Consider the following 17,567-nt stretch of genomic DNA (forward strand, 5'->3'; position numbering starts at 1 on the left):
TTATATTTAAAATACCCCATAGGGTATATAGGAGAAGAACACATGTTTAAACAAATCTTATCAGGAATCTTTTCATCTTCCGAGAGTCTTACTGTGGCAGAACTGCAACAAGCCTTACAAGAACTCAATACTATCTTATTGGATGTCAGAGAAGTCAATGAATTTAATTCTGGACATATTGCACAAGCAATCAATAGCCCACTGAGTCAACTTGAAAACTTCAAAGGCGATAAAACGAAACAGTATCTCGTCATTTGTCAATCAGGCATGCGCAGTCAACGAGCTACTGAGTATTTGACTAGTCTTGGATACCATGCACTGAATGTTCGTGGCGGAATGAATGCCTGGAGCGGTCCTATCAAAGGAGATCAATAAATGAAAATTCTAATTATTGGTGGTGTTGCGGGAGGAATGTCCGCTGCTACTCGTCTCCGTCGTCTGATGGAGGATGCCGAAATTATCGTATTTGAAAAAGGTCCATACGTCTCCTTCGCTAATTGCGGACTTCCCTATCACGTTTCTGGAGAAATTGCAGATCAAAGTAGTCTATTACTCCAAACACCTGAAAGTTTACAAGAGCGATTTAATCTGGATGTTCGGCCTTTTCACGAAGTCATTAACATCCACCCTGACAAACAAACGGTCACTGTCCAAACTCCAAATGGGCAGGTCGAAGAAACTTATGATAAATTGATTGTATCGCCAGGGGCAAAGCCCTTTATTCCTACACTAGAGGGTATAGAAAATGCAACCAATTTGTTTACTTTACGAAATGTACCTGATTTGGAAAACATCATGACACATCTGAAGAAAGTAGAAAATGGGAAAGCAGTTGTCATCGGTGCTGGTTTTATTGGTTTGGAAATGGCTGAAAATTTGGCACTCAAGGGACTGGACGTCACACTGATTGAACAAGCTCCTCATGTCTTGCCGCCTTTGGATGAAGAAATGGCTAGCTTTATTGAGGCTGAACTAATATCGAAAGGAATTCGTGTCCTCACGGGTCAGTCTGTGACAGGTTTCAGCCACAATGGACAAGTATTATCTTTAGCAAATGGGGAAACAATTTCTTCTGACTTGACAATCTTATCTGTCGGGGTACAGCCAGATTCAACATTAGCTGCTGATGCAGGAATCGCAGTGGGACTTCGCGGTGGTATTTTGGTTGATGAAAATTATCAGACCAATCTACCAAATATTTATGCGGTAGGTGATGCTATCGTGGTTAAGCAAGAGATAACCGGGCAAGACGCTTTGATTTCTCTAGCCTCTCCTGCCAATCGACAAGGTAGACAAGTTGCTGATGTCATTGCTGGTTTAAAACGTATCAATAAAGGGTCTATCGGGACAGCCATCGTTAAAATATTTGACTTAGTCGCAGCATCCACTGGTCTAAACGAACGATCGGTTCAGACGCTTGGATTTAACCATGCGGTCGTACATACAACAGGCAAGGATCATGCCGGTTACTATCCGGGTGCAACCGATATTGTCCTCAAGTTGATTTTTTCACCAGTTGATGGCAAAATTTATGGGGCGCAGGCTGTTGGTCAAAAAGGGGTTGATAAACGCATTGATGTAATTGCGACAGCTATTAAGGCTGGTTTGACAATTTTTGACTTACCAGAACTTGAGTTGACCTACGCACCTCCATTTGGCTCGGCTAAAGATCCGGTCAACATGATTGGCTACGCAGCCCTCAATATCGCAGAAGGATTGAGTGAGAATATCCAGTGGCATCAATTAGAGCTAGAATTGGAAAATGGTGCTATTTTATTGGATGTCCGGAATCATAATGAAGTGCGAAAAGGTCACTTTAAAGATTATATACATATTCCACTCGATCAACTCCGTAACCGAATGAATGAATTAGATAAAAATGAGCGCTACATCGTCAGCTGTCATAGCGGTCTCCGTTCTTATATTGCTGAACGTTTGTTAAAACAACATGGTTTCGATGTAAAGAACTTAGACGGTGCCTATTTTCTCTATAAAATGGTGCGACCTAACGCTATCTTAAACTAGATTATCCCTCCAGACTAGATGGTTCTGGAGGAATTTTTATCTTTTCAATTGACAAACTATTTCTATGATTATATAATCTAGTTATGAATACTAGATTATACAAAAACGAAAGCGATCATCAATTGCCCTATTGGGAAGACTTGCCAGAGATTGATTTGTATCTAGATCAGGTCTTGCTCTATGTCCATCAGGCGACGCAGTTTTCACCGTCTAAGGAGGACAAGGGTCTGACTGCATCTATGGTGAACAATTATGTCAAACACAAGCATTTGGAAAAGCCTATCAAAAAGAAATACCAGAAACACCAATTGGCTCGACTGATTGCGCTGACTTATTTGAAGAATGTATTTTCCATCCAAGAAATCAGCCAGACCCTGAATATCTTACAATCCCACTACTCTTCAGATAGGCTCTACAATTATTTTGTGGATTGTATGAACGAAAATGAGATGGAGACAGCTCCTGAAATCATTCGTTATGCTTGCCAGACCTTGAAACTCTACCACAAGACGCATCAGTTGGCTTTAGAATTAGAAAGAGGCTAGTCATGGATTACAAAATGAAACTCAGTATTCCCCTAACATTCGGCGAAGAAGTCGCTAACAGCGTCACGCATGCTATTGGTGCCCTTCTGATGCTGGCTCTACTGCCCATTACCGCTGTGCATGCCTTTAAGGATTACAATGTCACTGCTGTGGTTGGAATGTCCATTTTTGTCAGCAGTCTGTTCCTGATGTTCCTCTCTTCTTCTATCTATCATTCCATGCCCTATACTTCGGTCCATAAGTATGTTTTGCGGATGATTGACCATAGTATGATTTACATCGCCATTGCGGGCAGCTACACACCTGTTGCTCTCTCCTTAGTCGGTGGTTGGTTGGGCTATCTGATTATCAGCTTGCAGTGGGGCATTACGATTTTCGGCATTCTCTACAAAATATTTGCCAAAGAAATCAATGAAAAATTTAGTTTGGCACTCTATCTGATTATGGGCTGGTTCATCATTTTTATCCTGCCGGCCATTTTCCAACAGACCAATCTGACTTTCGGGCTCCTCATGTTGGCAGGGGGATTGTCTTATTCAATCGGTGCTCTCTTTTATGCCAAGAAACGACCCTATTTTCACATGATTTGGCACTTGTTTATTCTCCTAGCCTCAACCCTGCAGTATATCGCCATTGTCTACTTTATGTTACACTAGAAATCGGATAGATGTTCCAATTTCGTGCGATTTTTTGCTTTCCATGATAAACTGATACATAAGAAATGTTAGAAGCTGCATTCAGAGCTTGGCACTTTTATATAAGTTCACCTTACTTGTGAATACAGTTTCTTAGAAAGTAAAGATTATGATTACAAAAGAATTTGACACCATTACCGCCATATCGACTCCCTTGGGTGAGGGCGCTATCGGCATTGTCCGCCTATCAGGAACCGAAGCTTTTGCTATCGCCAGCAAGGTTTTCAAGGGCAAGGACTTAGGCTCCGTTGCCAGCCACACCCTCAACTACGGTCACATCATCGACCCTGATACTGACCAGGTCTTGGACGAGGTCATGGTTGGCGCTATGCGTTCTCCCCGCACCTTTACTCGTGAGGATGTCATCGAAATCAATACCCACGGTGGCATCGCCGTTACCAATGAAATCCTCCAGCTCCTCATCCGCCAGGGGGCTCGAATGGCCGATCCGGGTGAATTTACCAAGCGGGCCTTTCTCAACGGTCGAGTGGACTTGACCCAGGCCGAGGCAGTCATGGACGTGATTCGGGCCAAGACCGACAAGGCCATGCACAATGCTGTCCGCCAGCTGGACGGCTCCCTCTCGCAGCTCATCAATGACACCCGCCAGGAAATCCTGACAACTCTAGCCCAGGTCGAGGTCAACATCGATTATCCTGAGTATGACGATGTCGAGGAGGCAACCACCGAGTTAGTCCGTGAAAAGACTCTCCAATTCCAGGCCTTGCTGGAAAATCTCCTAGCCACTGCTCGCAGAGGTAAGATTTTGCGAGAAGGAATTGCGACAGCTATCATTGGCCGACCAAATGTCGGCAAATCCAGCCTACTCAATAACCTCCTCCGCGAGGAAAAAGCCATCGTAACCGACATTGAGGGAACCACTCGCGACATCATCGAGGAATATGTTAACATCAAAGGCGTCCCCCTTAAGCTGATTGATACTGCCGGTATCCGTGAAACGGATGACATCGTTGAAAAAATCGGTGTCGAACGCTCCAAGAAAGCCCTTGAAGAGGCCGACTTGGTCCTGCTTGTCCTCAACGCATCTGAGCCCCTGACCGAGCAAGATAGAACTCTGCTTGCTGTATCAGAAAACGCCAACCGCATCATCCTGCTCAACAAGACAGACCTGGAAGAACAAATTGAGGCAGACCAACTGCCTGAGGATGTCATTCGTATTTCCGTCTTGCAAAACCAGAACATCGACCAAATCGAAGAGAAAATCAACCAGCTCTTCTTTGAAAATGCTGGTCTAGTAGAGCAAGATGCCACCTACCTATCAAACTCTCGCCACATTTCTTTGATTGAAAAAGCAGTCCAGAGTCTCCAGGCTGTCAAAGACGGATTGGAAATGGGCATGCCTGTTGATCTGCTACAGGTTGACTTGACCCGCTGCTGGCAAATATTGGGAGAAATCACAGGTGATGCCGCTCCAGACGAACTCATCACCCAACTCTTCAGCCAATTCTGTCTAGGAAAGTAAGGAAATTTAGGTGTGGAGATCGTGCTTACTGAAGAGCTGAAAGGCTTCCATGGCACTTTCACAACGCTCATCCTAGAAAAATGCTTGACTAAACAGCAGTCTAGTGGCATTTATTCAGGCAAATAAGCAAGTAATCCCTATTCATGTAATGCAAATTATTTACATGGATTTTTCTTTTTTATTCTTGCTTTTTTCATTTTTGTTTTGATTGTTTTTTTACAAAATATTTGTTATAATAATGTCATAAATGAGGGCTGGTCATGAAAAAAATTATCATTCTGCTATCTACCGTTTTTCTCCTTGTGCTAGGTGTCATCAGCTGGAAACTATTAGCCTCTGGTCATGCCAAGTTTGAACTCCAAGATTCAGCTTCAATGTATATTATTTATCCTAATCAGATTGAGGCCTATCAACTAGAAGGAAATGACCTCAAGCTCTTGAATCGACAAGAGATGGGAGGCATTGATTTCCCTCTCGGAAATAGCCACAAGCTCCAAAATCGTTATCTGATGCTCTCAAGCAGCGCCCCAAAATCCTACGCAGAAAATGTCACTTCGCTGGATTTTCAAACAGGTACGATTTCCCAGAAAGCCACCAAGTTTCATGATTACATTGCAGGGAGCGACGAGCACCATCTTTATATGGCTGGAAGGCACCTGACTTGGTTTGATACGAGTGGCAAAGAGGCTGGACAACTTACTCTGCCTGAAGATTTTTCTACCCTGACTAGCATCATGACCGATTCTGGCGATTTGCTTGTTCTGTACGGTCACAGGTATGTAATTGATAAACCTGAAGAAACCCGTGCTTACTATCTGATTTTTGACAAGAAATCTGAGAAAATTGTAGACGAGATTGAGGTACCACTTAGTCATCAAGTCCGCCAAGGCATCCTGAAAAATGGTCTTGTCTATCACCCGATTTTGACCTATTATCATGGTGATGGGCAACAGGAAACCTCTTATGATGTGCAGACCTTCAATCCTAAAACAAAAGAAATCGGAAAAATCCAGCTTTCTCATCCGCATCCCTCTACCATTCACAATCTGGGAGACAAGCATCTCCTATTGATTGAACATAATAGTTATATTAGCAAATATCCTCATTTCACCCTCTATAACTTAGAAACTCAAGAAGAGAGCTACCATGCCTTTCCTAACTTATCTGATAGCGACAGCCCAATCAAACATATTCAACTGTTGGATCAAGAACGATTACTGTTCACAAAGGATAATCAAGTCATCATTTATAATTTCAAACATTCTGAAATTCTCAAGCAGACAAGCCTGCCATCTGAATATGTAGCTGGTGTCTGGCTTACCCCCTAAGAAAAAGGAACTCGCTCGAGTTCCTTTTCACTTCTATTCTTTATCTTGTAGATCAACGCTTGGTACTGTTGTTGTGGCATCGTTAGTCGCTTGGAAGAGGTCAACTTTCTCATAGCCAAAAAGATTGGCGTAGATAGAAGTCGGGAACTTCCCGATTTTTTTATTGTAGGCTGTTGCCACCGTATTATAATCCTTGCGGGCCACTAAAATCCGATTTTCTGTGCCTTCAAGCTCGGTAATTAAGTCCGATACCTGCTGGTTGGCTGTGATTTGTGGATAATTTTCCGCCACTACCAAAAGGCGAGAAACTGCTGAATCTAGCTGAGTCTGAGCCTGATTGTACTCTGCGGAACCTTGCTGGCTGGAACCAATCTTGGCACGCGCATCCGCGATAGCTGTAAAAATATCCTTCTCATGCTCCATGGCCCCCTTGACGGCCGATACAACGTTGGGAATCAGATCATAACGTCGCTGGAGCTGGGTCTGGACATTGGCCTGGGCGTTCTCCACTTCGGCGTGGCTGTCCACCAGACCATTGTACTGACCGATGGCTCCTATTCCCAAAACTAGCAAAGCTACTAGGGGGATGAGGAAGGTTAACCATTTTTTATTCATACTATTTCCTTTCTTTTTCTTACCAACCAGATGAGGCGCCGCCTCCGCCGCCTCCGCCACCGGACCAACCACCTCCGCCGCCAAAGCTAGATGAGGAATGGTCAGAATGATGGTGATGATGGTAATGATAATCGTCGACCCACATCCAAAGAAGGCTACCTGGACCGCCTCCGCGGCCACCACGACTGGACTTATCAATAATGATAAAAATAATAGCCAGAACAATAATGAGGATGAAAAATGAACCGACATCATCGTCACTATAAGTTTCTTGACTTTCTAAGCTAGCCAGCTGCTGGGCTCCCAGGTCAGTCCCGTAAAAGCGGTCGCCGATGGAATTGACAATGTAGGTGACACCAGCATCATAGTCCTCCTGGCGAAAAAACTCCCTGGAGGAATCTAAAATATCTTTGGCCTCTATATCCGTGATGACGGTGGCTGCATTGTCCGAGGTCTCTATCCGAAACTGCCTATCATCTATGGCAATGACCAGCAAAATCCCGTTATCCGTCCCGGAAAATCCCACCTGCCAGTGACGAAAGAGCTCATTGGAAAAACTTTCTAAGTCATCATTCAAATGGTCCGTCACATAGACCCCCACCTGCAATTTTTGACCGGTACGCTCCCATTCTTGATTCTTTTGGTCAATACTGGCGATCGTATCAGCTGATAGGTAGCCTTGTTGGTCTACTACCGTCGTATCCAGCGGTCGATCTGGCAACTGGTCCGCTCTAACAATTGGCGGAAATAAGGCCAGCAAAACTAGGAGACTGACCAAGATTCCTCCTAGCCATACCACATACTTTCTCATCTCAACACCTCCTTCGGCACAAAAAGACAAGAAATCATCTATTTTCTATATACAATTATATCATATTGTGTACTGTTGAACAATATTTTTTATGTCCCTCTGCAATCTGGGTAAGACACGTTCCTTGAACCAGGGATGCTTGGCCTTCCAGATATTATTTCTAGGAGAAGGATGGGGCAGAGGAAAATAACTGGGCAAATAATCCTCAAAATGTCGGACCCTTTCGGTCAAGTTCCTCTGGGATTTCCCAAAAATAGCTTCCTGAGCATAGCTCCCAACTAAAAGCGTCAAATCAATATGAGGCAAATGTTGCAAGATGAGCGGATGCCACTTGTTAGCGAAGTCCTTGCGCGGTGGCAAATCACCTGTCTTCCCCTTACCAGGATAATAAAAATCCATAGGAAGAATAGCAAACAAACCTGAGTCATAAAAGGTTTCTCGGTCCACCCCCAACCAATTTCGAAGATTATCGCCACTAGCATCATCAAAAAGTTGACCTTTTTCTTGTGTTTTCAAACCCGGCGCCTGCCCGATAATCAGAATGCGAGCAGTCTCAGGCGCCTGAAAGAGCGGTTCAATCCCTTGACGTGTAAAAACTTGATTGGCAGGGTCAGACATAATAGCCCGACGAATGGAGGATAGCTGCATATTGTGTCTCCTAAAAAAGACGGAAATCCCGTCTTTTCATCTCTTATTTAATCAACTCGTAAATGGCCTCTGCGTAAATTGCCGCGGCGCGGTAGAGGTCTTCTACATCCGCAAATTCATTGGCCTGGTGCATGGTATCTGTGTAGCCTGGGAACATAGCTCCATAGGCAACACCACGCTCTAGCAGGCGACCAAAGGTTCCGCCACCGATGACTTGCTCGTGACCTTTCAGTCCTGTGTGTTTCTCATAAACAGACAGGAGAACGGCTACCATTGGGTCGTCAATTGGGCAATAATGCGGTGTGTGACCGTGGTCTGACAGGCTGACGCTTTCTACCTCAAATTTCTCCAAGCCAGCCTTGATGACTTCAGGACTGGTGTTTTTTGGATAGCGGAAATTGAGGGCAATGGTGTTGTCTGCTGCGCCTGCATCAAACTTGAAGACACCAGCGTTCATGGACAGGGCACCCATTTGCTGATCGTAGATAGCTACGCCTAATTTTTTCGCATCGTGGTCCTCAAATAGAGTTTCTCCGGCAAGTTCCAAATAAGCCTTGGCTGCACCTTCAAAGGCAAACTGGTTGAGGAATTTAGCCAAGTAGGTCGCCCCATTGACCCCATTTTCTGGGTGGGCACCGTGGGCTGATTTTCCGATGATGGTCACTTGGACACGACCGTCAGACAGGTTTTCCGCGCTAGCTGACACGCCGTATTCCGCTGAGAAGGCTGCCAATTTATCCTCAAGACTATCTAACTGACCTGAGATGACTGCTGTCGCGGACTCAGGTACCATGTTCTCACGGAGACCGCCTGTAAAGCTATGCAACTGAGCAGCCCCGCTATTTTCCCCAGCAAAATGCAAATAAGCTGTGATGTTGCCCTTTTCGCCGTTGATAATCGGGAACTCGGCATCAGGAGAAAATCCGAAATCTGGCAGAGGGAGACCAACGTTTGCGAAGTAATAATCCATGTCCGCCCAACCCGACTCTTCGTCGGTACCTACGATGAAGCGGACTTTCTTAGAGATTGGCAAGCCCAATTCTTTGATGATTTTCAAACCGTAGTAGCAAGCCATAGTCGGCCCCTTGTCGTCGGACGAACCGCGCGCAAAGAGCTTCCCATCGATGATTTGTGGCTCGTAGGGGTCTGTATTCCAGCCACTACCAGCAGGAACTACATCCAAATGCCCGAAGATACCAAGCACCTCATCGCCTTCACCGAACTCAAAATGTCCAGCATAATTGTCAACATTTTTGGTCGGATAGCCGTCACGCTCAGCAATTTCTAGAAATTTATCCAAGGCACGGACAGGACCCGGTCCGAATGGGTGCTGGGCATCCGCTTGGCTATCGTCGCGCTCCGAATTGATGCGCAAGAGGTCGAATAAATCCGCCATGAATTCATCCTTGCGTTTGTCTACTTCTGCTCTAAAATTGATTGTCATACTGTCTCCTTTGCAATGTAAATGTAAGTCTATTTTATCATAATTTATCATGCAGATATAAAAAAAGGCTCTATAATTTCTGTAGTGGGTAAAACCACCATGGAAATTATGGAGCCTTTTTGAGTATATACAAAAAGTCCCATATGACCTATAATGAAAAGTGCTCAAACTATCATTTTAGAAAGACTCATATGGAACAACTAAATCTTATCACTAATTTTCTCAGAATTAAAGACAAAAATATTACTATCACTGATGAATATGATATGGGAACTCACTTAGAACTCCACGGTTACTTGGATTACATGGCTCCTAAATGTCCAGAATGCAAGGGACAAATGGCTAAGTACGACTACCAGAAAGCATCAAAAATCCCTTACCTAGAAACTGCTGGTTACCCACTCCTTATCCGCCTTAAAAAGCGTCGTTTCAAGTGTAAAGAATGTGGGAAAATGGCTGTCGCTGAAACTCCTCTTGTTAAGAAAAACCATCAAATATCTGTCGCTGTTAGTCAGAAGATCGCCCAGTTACTCATCGAAAATCAAGCAATGACACATATTGCACACAGGCTAGCTATCTCAACATCATCAGTTATGAGAAAGCTCAATGAGTTCAAGTTTGAAACGGATTGGAATACCCTACCTGAGGTGATGAGTTGGGACGAGTATGCCTTCAAGAAGGGGAAAATGAGCTTCATCGCTCAAGATTTCGACTCCCTAAATGTCATCACCATTCTCGACGGAAGAACTCAAGCAACCATCCGAAACCACTTTCTACGCTATCCTAGAAAGGTTAGAAATCGAGTCAAAGTGATTACCATGGATATGTTTAGTCCCTATTATCAACTTGCTAAACAGCTTTTTCCGAATGCAAAAATTGTACTCGACCGCTTTCATATTGTTCAACACCTTAGCCGTGCTATGAACCGTGTCCGTATTCAAATCATGAATCAATTCGACAGAAAATCGCAGGAATACCGTGCTTTGAAACGCTACTGGAAATTGATACAACAAGATAGCCGTAAAATCAATGATAAACGATTTTATCGCCCTATGTTTCGAATGCATTTGACTAACAAGGAAATCCTGGAAAAACTCTTGTCTTTCTCTGAGGAACTACGACAGCACTATGAACTCTATCAGCTTCTCTTATTCCATTTCCAAGAGAAGAACTCAGACCATTTCTTTGACCTAATTGAACAAGAAATAACCACTGTTAATCCTATTTTCCAGACGGTATTTAAGACATTTCTAAAGGATAAAGACAAGGTTTTGAATGCCCTAGAATTGCCTTATTCCAACGCCAAACTGGAAGCTACCAATAATCTCATCAAAGTCATTAAAAGAAATGCCTTTGGTTTCAGGAACTTTGAGAACTTTAAAAAACGCATTTTGATTGCTTTGAACATAAAGAAAGAGAGAACGAAGTTCGTCCTCTCTAGGTGTTAGCTTTTCATCTACCCACTACAGTTGACAAAGAGCCTAAAAAAAACTGACCTTTTCCAAGATCAGTTTATTCTTATTCAAATTCCAATTGCGTCTTGTCCGTAAAATAAGACTTGTAGGCTGCGTATGATGCGATAACAGAGGCCAGACTGGTAGCCGACAGGAGCATGAACATGACCATAATCTGGTAACGAATGGCAGCTACAGGGTCAACACCTGCAAAAATCAGACCAGACATCATGCCGGGCAGGCTGACCAGACCAACTGTCTTGGCTGAGTCAATGGTCGGTTGCATTCCCGTTTTGATACTTTCGCGCAAAATGTCCTGCGAAGCCAATTTGGCAGACGCGCCCAAACTCAATTTCTCCAAGACCTGCTGGCGATTATCCGTAAAGAGACGATACATAGCCCGATAGGACAGACCGATGGCTGACATGGCATTGCTAGCTAGCATACCAGAAATAGGAATGACCTGCGAGGGAATGAACTTAATAGCCCCCGACCAAATCAAAATGCTCAAGGTCAATCCAGTAGAAATCAGAAGGGCAAAGAAGGGATGCCAGAAGGACTTGTTGACGACAGGGTTACGCTTATTGGCCTGACGACTAGCATTGTAGAGAATGACTAGGACCATGACCAAGCTCAACCAGCCATTAGATACTTGAAAGACAAACTTCAAGACATAGCCGACCAAAAAGAGTTGGACCACCGTCCGCAAGACAGCCATCACAATGTCTTTGGTAATTCCCAGTTTTTCCTTTTGGCTGATGCTAAGCGCAATCAAGACCAGACCAAAGACCAAGGCCAGAGAAAGATTGCTTACATTTACTTGGTTCATTGGACAATCCTCCCCTTCTCTACCTGGATAATGGTGCTGGCTGCTGCTATTTCCTCCACATCATGCGTGACTTCGACAATGGTGTGTCCTGCCTTGTGGTAATCGGCAATCAATTCATGCACCAAGGCTTTGGTTGTCGCGTCTAATCCCGCCGTCACTTCGTCCAGTAAAAGCACATGGGGCTCAAAGAGAAGATTGCGGACCAGAGCCACGCGCTGTTTTTCACCGCCCGACAGTTCAGAGATTTTCTTGTCTAAAAATGTCGCTGGTAAATCCACCTTGGCAAGGGCTTGAACCACGCGTTCTTCATCAACATCCAGCTGACGAATGTTAAAGGGAAAAGCAAGATTGTCCCGCACCGTTTGCCCAAAGAGAACTGGCTGCTGGAAACAATAGGAAACCTCTCTGCGGTAGAGAGGCATATCCATCTGTGCCAAATCCTGAGACTGGTAGAGGACTTGTCCTTGACTTGGAGAAGTCAACCCTGCCAGCAGTTTTAAAATCGAACTCTTACCCGACCCGGACGGACCAACCAAGGTCAGGCGCTGACCAGCATCTATACTGAGCGTCACATCCTCCAAAATGGTCGTGTCTGCATGAACTAAGCCGACGTGATTTAGCTGAAAAATCGGCATTAGCGACCTGCCTCCTCTGCCTCTTCCGCAGCCATTGCAATAGCCTGAGTCTCGTGAATAGTGCCATGCGCATGGTGAGCAGGACCATAGATAGAATAGAGTTTCAAGTCCTCATCGCCAATGTTGATAACATTGTGGTAGGTATCTTTTGGAATGAAAATGGCAAATTCTGGAACTACTTCTGTATCAAGGGTAATGTTATCCGCATCTGTTCCCATGATAACCCGTCCCTTCCCTTGCTCCACGCGCAAGAATTGATCATTTTCAGCATGCACTTCCGCGCCAATATCCCCACCAACTGGAATCGACATGAGGGTCACCTGCAAGAGTTCCCCAGTCCAAAGGGCTGTCCGGTAGTTTGTATTTTCCAAGGTTGCGTCTTCAATATTTGTTACAAATGGTGCTTTACCAAAATCTTTCGTTGTCATCTTATATACCTCTCAAATTGTAATCATTCTAAAGTTTATTTAGAATTGTTATAATTATATAACTTCATCTACAACTTGTCAAGAAAGAAATTGAAAAAATTTCATAAAAAAATTGACCAGCTTAACTGATCAATCTTTCCTAGTAAAATGAGCAATTTCTTCTTGGCTGATCGCATCTACAAAAGCCACCTGCTCTAGATTACCAATCAGGTCAAATAGGGACTGACTGTTTGATTGGAGCTCCTCTGCCACTTTGTCAGAGGCTTTTTCTACCTTCAAAAATACTGTTAATTGATAGGGTACCTTGTCTGATTGGATTTCGATATGATCATAAGTATAACCTTCAGGATAATCCTGTAAAGCAGCTAACTGAATGATCTTGCTATTGTCACCAACATAGTCTGTTTTGTACTGTTCCAGGTTCACCTCTTGGCTTTTTTCTGCCTGACAGGCTGCTAAAAAGACGAGGAACAAACAGAAAACAAGAAATAAATATTTTCGCATGACTTTTCCTCCTGAAGCTTATATACTTTGAATTGTAAATCCTTACACAAAACCTGTCAAGAAAATTGACTTCATGTAATGTATACCAAGAACAGGCTGTATCAAGCTACTCTCTGTCACCTTTGTAACGTAAACCCATAGCATTGATAGCGACAATAACCGTCGATAGACTCATGAGCACAGCCGCCAATAAAGGATCCACCATAATGCCCATGCTTGGATAAAGGATTCCAGCAGCTAAAGGAATGGCAATGATGTTGTAACCTGCCCCAAACCAGAGATTTTGCCTCATTTTGCGGATGGTTGTCTTGGCAATGCTCAACATATCCAAGACCGCTGATGGATTGGATTGAACCAAGACTACATCTGCAGAGTGGATGGCAACAGAGGTCCCTGCGCCAATGGCAAAGCCTAAATCTGCCGTCGCTAGAGCAGGCGAATCATTGACCCCATCGCCGATGAAAAGAACTGCCCCACGCGCCTGATAGTCCTTGACCAGCTTTGCCTTATCCTCTGGTTTAAGTTCAGCTCGGTAATCCTCTATGCCCAACTGACTGGCCACTTTTTGTGCGGTAGCTGGGTTATCGCCCGTTAACATGACAGGACTAATACCCCACGCTTTCAAGCCTGCTACAAAATCTTTAGCATCTTCTTTTATCTGGTCTCCCAAGGCTACAAATCCCAAGACTACACGATCAGCCACCAAAAAACTCAAGGTAAGACCCAAATCAAGATAGGGAGCAATTACGTGCTGATCCACTGACAAACCTATTTCCTGCAGACCTTTGTAGGACATGATTTCATAAACCCTTCCATCCAAGACGCCTCGAATCCCACTACCAGGGACATTCTCAACCTGCTCTGCTTGATAGGAATGTTGACCTGCAGCCTCCACAATGGAAAGGGCAATGGGGTGGGTTGAATGGACTTCTAGGGCTGCCATTTTGACCAGCGCATCCGCTCCCTCAACCAAATCTTGGCTGTGGCGAACTTGAAATTTTCCGTCGGTCAAGGTTCCGGTCTTATCCATCAAAGCAAACCGAATCTGGTTAACCTGTTCAAGAGCTGTTCGGTTCTGAACCAAAAGGCCGTTTTTAGAAGAAATCGTGGTCAAGCGCGCCACAACAAGAGGAATGGCTAAACCAAGGGCGTGCGGACAGGCAATGACAAAGACAGAAACTGCCATCATCAAGGCAAAAGCAAGATTGGCCGTCATGGTCCAATAAATAAAGGCCAAAATCCCCACAATTAAAGCTGCATAGAAGAGCCAAGAAGCTACACGGTCAGCCATATTTTCAAGCTTGGATTTCTGGTTTTGCGCTTGACGGACCATTTCGGTCACCTGCGCCAAAAAGCTGTCCTTACCAAGACTGGTCACTTCCATTTCAAAGGGCGTGTTTTGATTGAGCGAACCGCCGAATACCCTATCTCCCGCCTCTTTTTTAACGGCTCGAGATTCTCCAGTAATCATGGATTCATCAATATGAGCAACACTCAAAATCTTACCGTCAGCCGGAATTTTTTCATTTTCCTTGACTAGGAGGAAATCCCCAATCTGCAAGTCCTCTATCGCAACATCTGTCCCATCCTTGAGATGGGCTTTTTTCGGAATGAGAGAGGCCAAGTCTTTCAGGGCATCCCCTGCTCCCATAACCGCCTTCATTTCAATGATATGCCCAATCAGCATAATGACAATCAGCGTAGACAACTCAAACCAAAAGTTCATGCTTTCTTGTCCCAATAGCGCTAAAATTGTTGCATAAACGGAGTAAAGATAGGAAACAATAATCCCCATGGAAATCAGGGTCATCATTGCAGGTTTTTTAGCTTGCAACTCCCCTCTAGCTCCGTTAAAGAAAGGCGTACCTGAGTAGAAGAAAATAATAGAGCCTAATATCAGCTGGACAAGTTCAACACCCGGAAAACGTAAGAGAGTGAAACCTGCAATGGGAGAAATGGCCAGTAGGGGAATCATGACTGCCACTGCGACTTTGAGTTTTGTATTCATATCCCCCATGTGCATCATGTGCCCACCATGCTCCATCATGTCATGGTCATGCCCTTGGTGATGCTGATGAGCATCATGAGTATGATGAGAATGATGACTGACGTCAGAGCCCCTACATGATGATGGTCGTGATGGTCGTGATGGACGTGATGGTCAGAATGATGATTGGCGTGAACCCCCTCTTCATGAGGATGCTCCTGCTGATGAGAATGATGGCTGGTCTGACCAACTTCCTCAGAATGCATCGCATGCTGGTGTTCCTGCTTAGTTTCTTTTGAATGGTTCATAAGGCAACTCCTATTTTTTGTCTACATTTGTAATCGATTTATAATTATAGTTTACACTTGTAGTCACAAAATGTCAACCGATTAAATCAAAAAAAACTAGAATGGGAGTGAATCCAACTAGGTTATACAGTTTATCAAAATCTGCTCATTTCAAATTAAAAACAGTACTAGCTAAGTAATCCGACAGACATGGAAAAAGGGTATAAAGTTTATGAGCGAGAGCTAGCGACCAAGGCAGGTTGACCTCACGTTTCTTGGTTCCCATAGCCGCGACAATTTTCTTGGCAACGTAATCGGGTTGCAGGAGAAAGGCCTTGACACTCTCCTGATAAGAACCATCCGGGTCCGCCTGGTCAAAAAAGCCTGTCGCAATAGGACCTGGATTGACTGTCGTCACCGCAACGCCATACTTGGCTAACTCTAGCCGTATCGTATTTGAAAAACCAATAGCGGCAAACTTGGTTGCTGAATAAACGGATGATTTGGCCGTTGCTACTAGACCAGACATGGAGACAATATTGATGATCTGACCAGACTTTCTAGCCTTCATCCGCTTGCCAACCAGTCGACAGAGAGTCATGAGGGCAAAGGTATTGATGTCAAACATAGCTTGGACCTGCTGGCTAGAGAAATTCTCAAAATCATCGTAAATCGCATAGCCAGCATTATTGACCAGAATATCAATTTGCCCATACTGGCTATCTAGCTCCTCAAAGAAAGCTGTCAGAGTCGCCTCGTCACGAATATCCACATCAAACACAGCCTTTTTCTCATGATAGGCGTAAAGTTGTTCGATTTTGTCCACGTCGCGACCCAGCAGAATCAGAAAATCATCTGCCAAGAGGGGAACCATTTCCTGCACCAAACCACCTGATGCGCCTGTTATCAAAATGGTTCTCATAGTTCAATTTCCTCCAAGTCCTTGACCACATGAACTTCTTCAAAAATGGTCTTAGCATCGCGTCGTAGCTGACTAACATCCTTGGCCAAGAAACGCGGACTGATATGATTGAGCAAAAGTCGCTTGGCTCCCGCCTCACGCGCCACTTCTGCCGCCTCCATATTGGTCGAATGTCCATGCCGACGCGCCATCTTTTCATCGCCCTTACCATAGGTCGCCTCATGGACCAAGACATCCGCATTGACCGCAAGTCGCACACTGGTATGGCATTTGCGTGTGTCTCCCAAGATTGTCACAACCTTACCCGGACGTGGTGGCGATAGATAATCACTGGCAATGATTTCACGACCGTCCTCTAGGGTAACGTTCTCGCCATTTTTGATTTTTCCAAAGAGGGGACCAAAGGGTACACCGGCCGCACGGAGAGCATCCGCATCCAGCGTTCCCTCCAAATCCTTTTGCATGACGCGGTAGCCGACACATGGCACCGTGTGATCCAGCTTGTCTGCGAATACCGTGAATTTGTCCGTCTCAAGAACCTTACCAACTGTCTCTACGTCAAACTCATGAAAATGAATGCGGTAAGGCAAGCGGGAACCTGACACTTTCAGACTGGCCAAGACAAAGGAACGAATGCCCGTCGGACCATAAATTTCAATATCCGTCTGCTCCTCACTAGATTGGAAAGAACGGCTGGACAAGAACCCGGGCAAACCAAAAATATGATCGCCATGCAGGTGAGTAATGAAAATCTTAGCCACCTTGCGCGGACGAATGGTTGTTTCAAGGATTTGATTTTGCGTTCCTTCGCCACAATCAAAGAGCCAGACCTCATTGATTTCGTCCAAGAGTTTCAAGGCCAAGCTGGACACGTTTCTTGCCTTGGAGGGCTGACCCGCCCCCGTACCTAAAAATTGAATTTGCATT

Annotated in this window: 19 protein-coding genes; 7 read left to right on the forward strand and 12 right to left on the reverse strand. The window is 44.6% G+C overall.

Features of this window, described 5'->3' with window-relative positions; genetic code table 11:
- The first annotated feature begins 42 nt into the window (after nucleotides 1-42).
- The 6 genes from AB1F57_RS09485 to AB1F57_RS09510 all read left to right on the forward strand — a co-directional run bounded on the left by AB1F57_RS09485 (nucleotide 43) and on the right by AB1F57_RS09510 (nucleotide 6,076).
- Nucleotides 43-375 carry a rhodanese-like domain-containing protein gene (locus AB1F57_RS09485; RefSeq protein WP_167785010.1) on the forward strand — a complete coding sequence of 111 codons (333 nt, stop codon included), beginning with the start codon at nucleotides 43-45 and terminating at the stop codon, nucleotides 373-375.
- A complete protein-coding gene (locus AB1F57_RS09490; protein WP_367985678.1) occupies nucleotides 376-2,025 on the forward strand; it encodes an FAD-dependent oxidoreductase in 1,650 nt (549 codons plus the stop codon).
- 83 nt (nucleotides 2,026-2,108) lie between these two features.
- Nucleotides 2,109-2,570, forward strand: a complete 462-nt coding sequence (locus tag AB1F57_RS09495; protein ID WP_105137554.1) for a DUF1836 domain-containing protein — start codon at nucleotides 2,109-2,111, stop codon at nucleotides 2,568-2,570.
- A gap of 2 nt (nucleotides 2,571-2,572) precedes the next feature.
- A complete protein-coding gene (locus AB1F57_RS09500; protein WP_170238499.1) occupies nucleotides 2,573-3,226 on the forward strand; it encodes a hemolysin III family protein in 654 nt (217 codons plus the stop codon).
- Nucleotides 3,227-3,374: 148 nt separating this feature from the next.
- On the forward strand, nucleotides 3,375-4,748 hold the full coding sequence (mnmE, locus tag AB1F57_RS09505; RefSeq protein WP_170238500.1) for a tRNA uridine-5-carboxymethylaminomethyl(34) synthesis GTPase MnmE: 1,374 nt from the start codon (nucleotides 3,375-3,377) through the stop codon (nucleotides 4,746-4,748).
- A 260-nt stretch (nucleotides 4,749-5,008) separates the two neighbouring features.
- Nucleotides 5,009-6,076, forward strand: coding sequence for a hypothetical protein (locus AB1F57_RS09510; RefSeq protein WP_367985679.1), 1,068 nt, complete (start codon nucleotides 5,009-5,011; stop codon nucleotides 6,074-6,076).
- A 33-nt stretch (nucleotides 6,077-6,109) separates the two neighbouring features.
- Here the strand turns inward: AB1F57_RS09510 and AB1F57_RS09515 are convergent, their stop codons facing one another.
- The 4 genes from AB1F57_RS09515 to pepV are packed head-to-tail and all read right to left on the reverse strand — an operon-like array spanning nucleotide 6,110 to nucleotide 9,594.
- Nucleotides 6,110-6,691, reverse strand: coding sequence for a LemA family protein (locus AB1F57_RS09515; protein WP_105138101.1), 582 nt, complete (start codon nucleotides 6,689-6,691; stop codon nucleotides 6,110-6,112).
- Nucleotides 6,692-6,710: 19 nt separating this feature from the next.
- On the reverse strand, nucleotides 6,711-7,502 hold the full coding sequence (locus tag AB1F57_RS09520) for a TPM domain-containing protein (protein WP_105138102.1): 792 nt from the start codon (nucleotides 7,500-7,502) through the stop codon (nucleotides 6,711-6,713).
- 60 nt (nucleotides 7,503-7,562) lie between these two features.
- Nucleotides 7,563-8,150: a uracil-DNA glycosylase family protein gene (locus AB1F57_RS09525; protein WP_167785004.1), complete on the reverse strand. Its 588-nt coding sequence runs from the start codon at nucleotides 8,148-8,150 to the stop codon at nucleotides 7,563-7,565.
- A 43-nt stretch (nucleotides 8,151-8,193) separates the two neighbouring features.
- Nucleotides 8,194-9,594, reverse strand: coding sequence for a dipeptidase PepV (pepV, locus tag AB1F57_RS09530; RefSeq protein ID WP_174853274.1), 1,401 nt, complete (start codon nucleotides 9,592-9,594; stop codon nucleotides 8,194-8,196).
- Nucleotides 9,595-9,785: 191 nt separating this feature from the next.
- Here pepV and AB1F57_RS09535 point away from each other — a divergent pair, with 191 nt between their 5' ends.
- Nucleotides 9,786-11,042 carry an ISL3 family transposase gene (locus tag AB1F57_RS09535; protein ID WP_174853283.1) on the forward strand — a complete coding sequence of 419 codons (1,257 nt, stop codon included), beginning with the start codon at nucleotides 9,786-9,788 and terminating at the stop codon, nucleotides 11,040-11,042.
- 70 nt (nucleotides 11,043-11,112) lie between these two features.
- Here the strand turns inward: AB1F57_RS09535 and fetB are convergent, their stop codons facing one another.
- The 8 genes from fetB to rnz form a co-directional block, all read right to left on the reverse strand.
- Nucleotides 11,113-11,877, reverse strand: coding sequence for an iron export ABC transporter permease subunit FetB (gene fetB / locus AB1F57_RS09540; protein ID WP_367985680.1), 765 nt, complete (start codon nucleotides 11,875-11,877; stop codon nucleotides 11,113-11,115).
- Nucleotides 11,874-12,512 (reverse strand): ATP-binding cassette domain-containing protein, encoded by a 639-nt coding sequence (locus AB1F57_RS09545; protein WP_105138106.1) that lies wholly within the window; start codon nucleotides 12,510-12,512, stop codon nucleotides 11,874-11,876. The genes fetB and AB1F57_RS09545 overlap by 4 nt, the downstream gene beginning before the upstream one ends.
- A complete protein-coding gene (locus AB1F57_RS09550; protein ID WP_105122775.1) occupies nucleotides 12,512-12,940 on the reverse strand; it encodes a cupin domain-containing protein in 429 nt (142 codons plus the stop codon). The genes AB1F57_RS09545 and AB1F57_RS09550 overlap by 1 nt, the downstream gene beginning before the upstream one ends.
- 129 nt (nucleotides 12,941-13,069) lie before the next feature.
- Nucleotides 13,070-13,444 (reverse strand): DUF4825 domain-containing protein, encoded by a 375-nt coding sequence (locus AB1F57_RS09555; RefSeq protein ID WP_167785000.1) that lies wholly within the window; start codon nucleotides 13,442-13,444, stop codon nucleotides 13,070-13,072.
- A gap of 106 nt (nucleotides 13,445-13,550) precedes the next feature.
- Nucleotides 13,551-15,491: a copper-translocating P-type ATPase gene (locus AB1F57_RS09560; RefSeq protein WP_367985681.1), complete on the reverse strand. Its 1,941-nt coding sequence runs from the start codon at nucleotides 15,489-15,491 to the stop codon at nucleotides 13,551-13,553.
- Nucleotides 15,488-15,739: a hypothetical protein gene (locus AB1F57_RS09565; protein WP_367985682.1), complete on the reverse strand. Its 252-nt coding sequence runs from the start codon at nucleotides 15,737-15,739 to the stop codon at nucleotides 15,488-15,490. The genes AB1F57_RS09560 and AB1F57_RS09565 overlap by 4 nt, the downstream gene beginning before the upstream one ends.
- 145 nt (nucleotides 15,740-15,884) lie before the next feature.
- Nucleotides 15,885-16,640 (reverse strand): SDR family oxidoreductase, encoded by a 756-nt coding sequence (locus AB1F57_RS09570; protein ID WP_105138108.1) that lies wholly within the window; start codon nucleotides 16,638-16,640, stop codon nucleotides 15,885-15,887.
- The gene (gene rnz, locus AB1F57_RS09575; protein ID WP_105138109.1) at nucleotides 16,637-17,566 is read right to left on the reverse strand and encodes a ribonuclease Z; all 930 of its coding nucleotides are present in this window, start codon (nucleotides 17,564-17,566) and stop codon (nucleotides 16,637-16,639) included. Before rnz ends, AB1F57_RS09570 begins: the two co-directional genes overlap by 4 nt.
- Between the last annotated feature and the right edge of the window lies 1 nt (nucleotide 17,567).

This window comes from Streptococcus nasisuis (assembly GCF_040836615.1).
Classification (GTDB): domain Bacteria; phylum Bacillota; class Bacilli; order Lactobacillales; family Streptococcaceae; genus Streptococcus; species Streptococcus suis_V.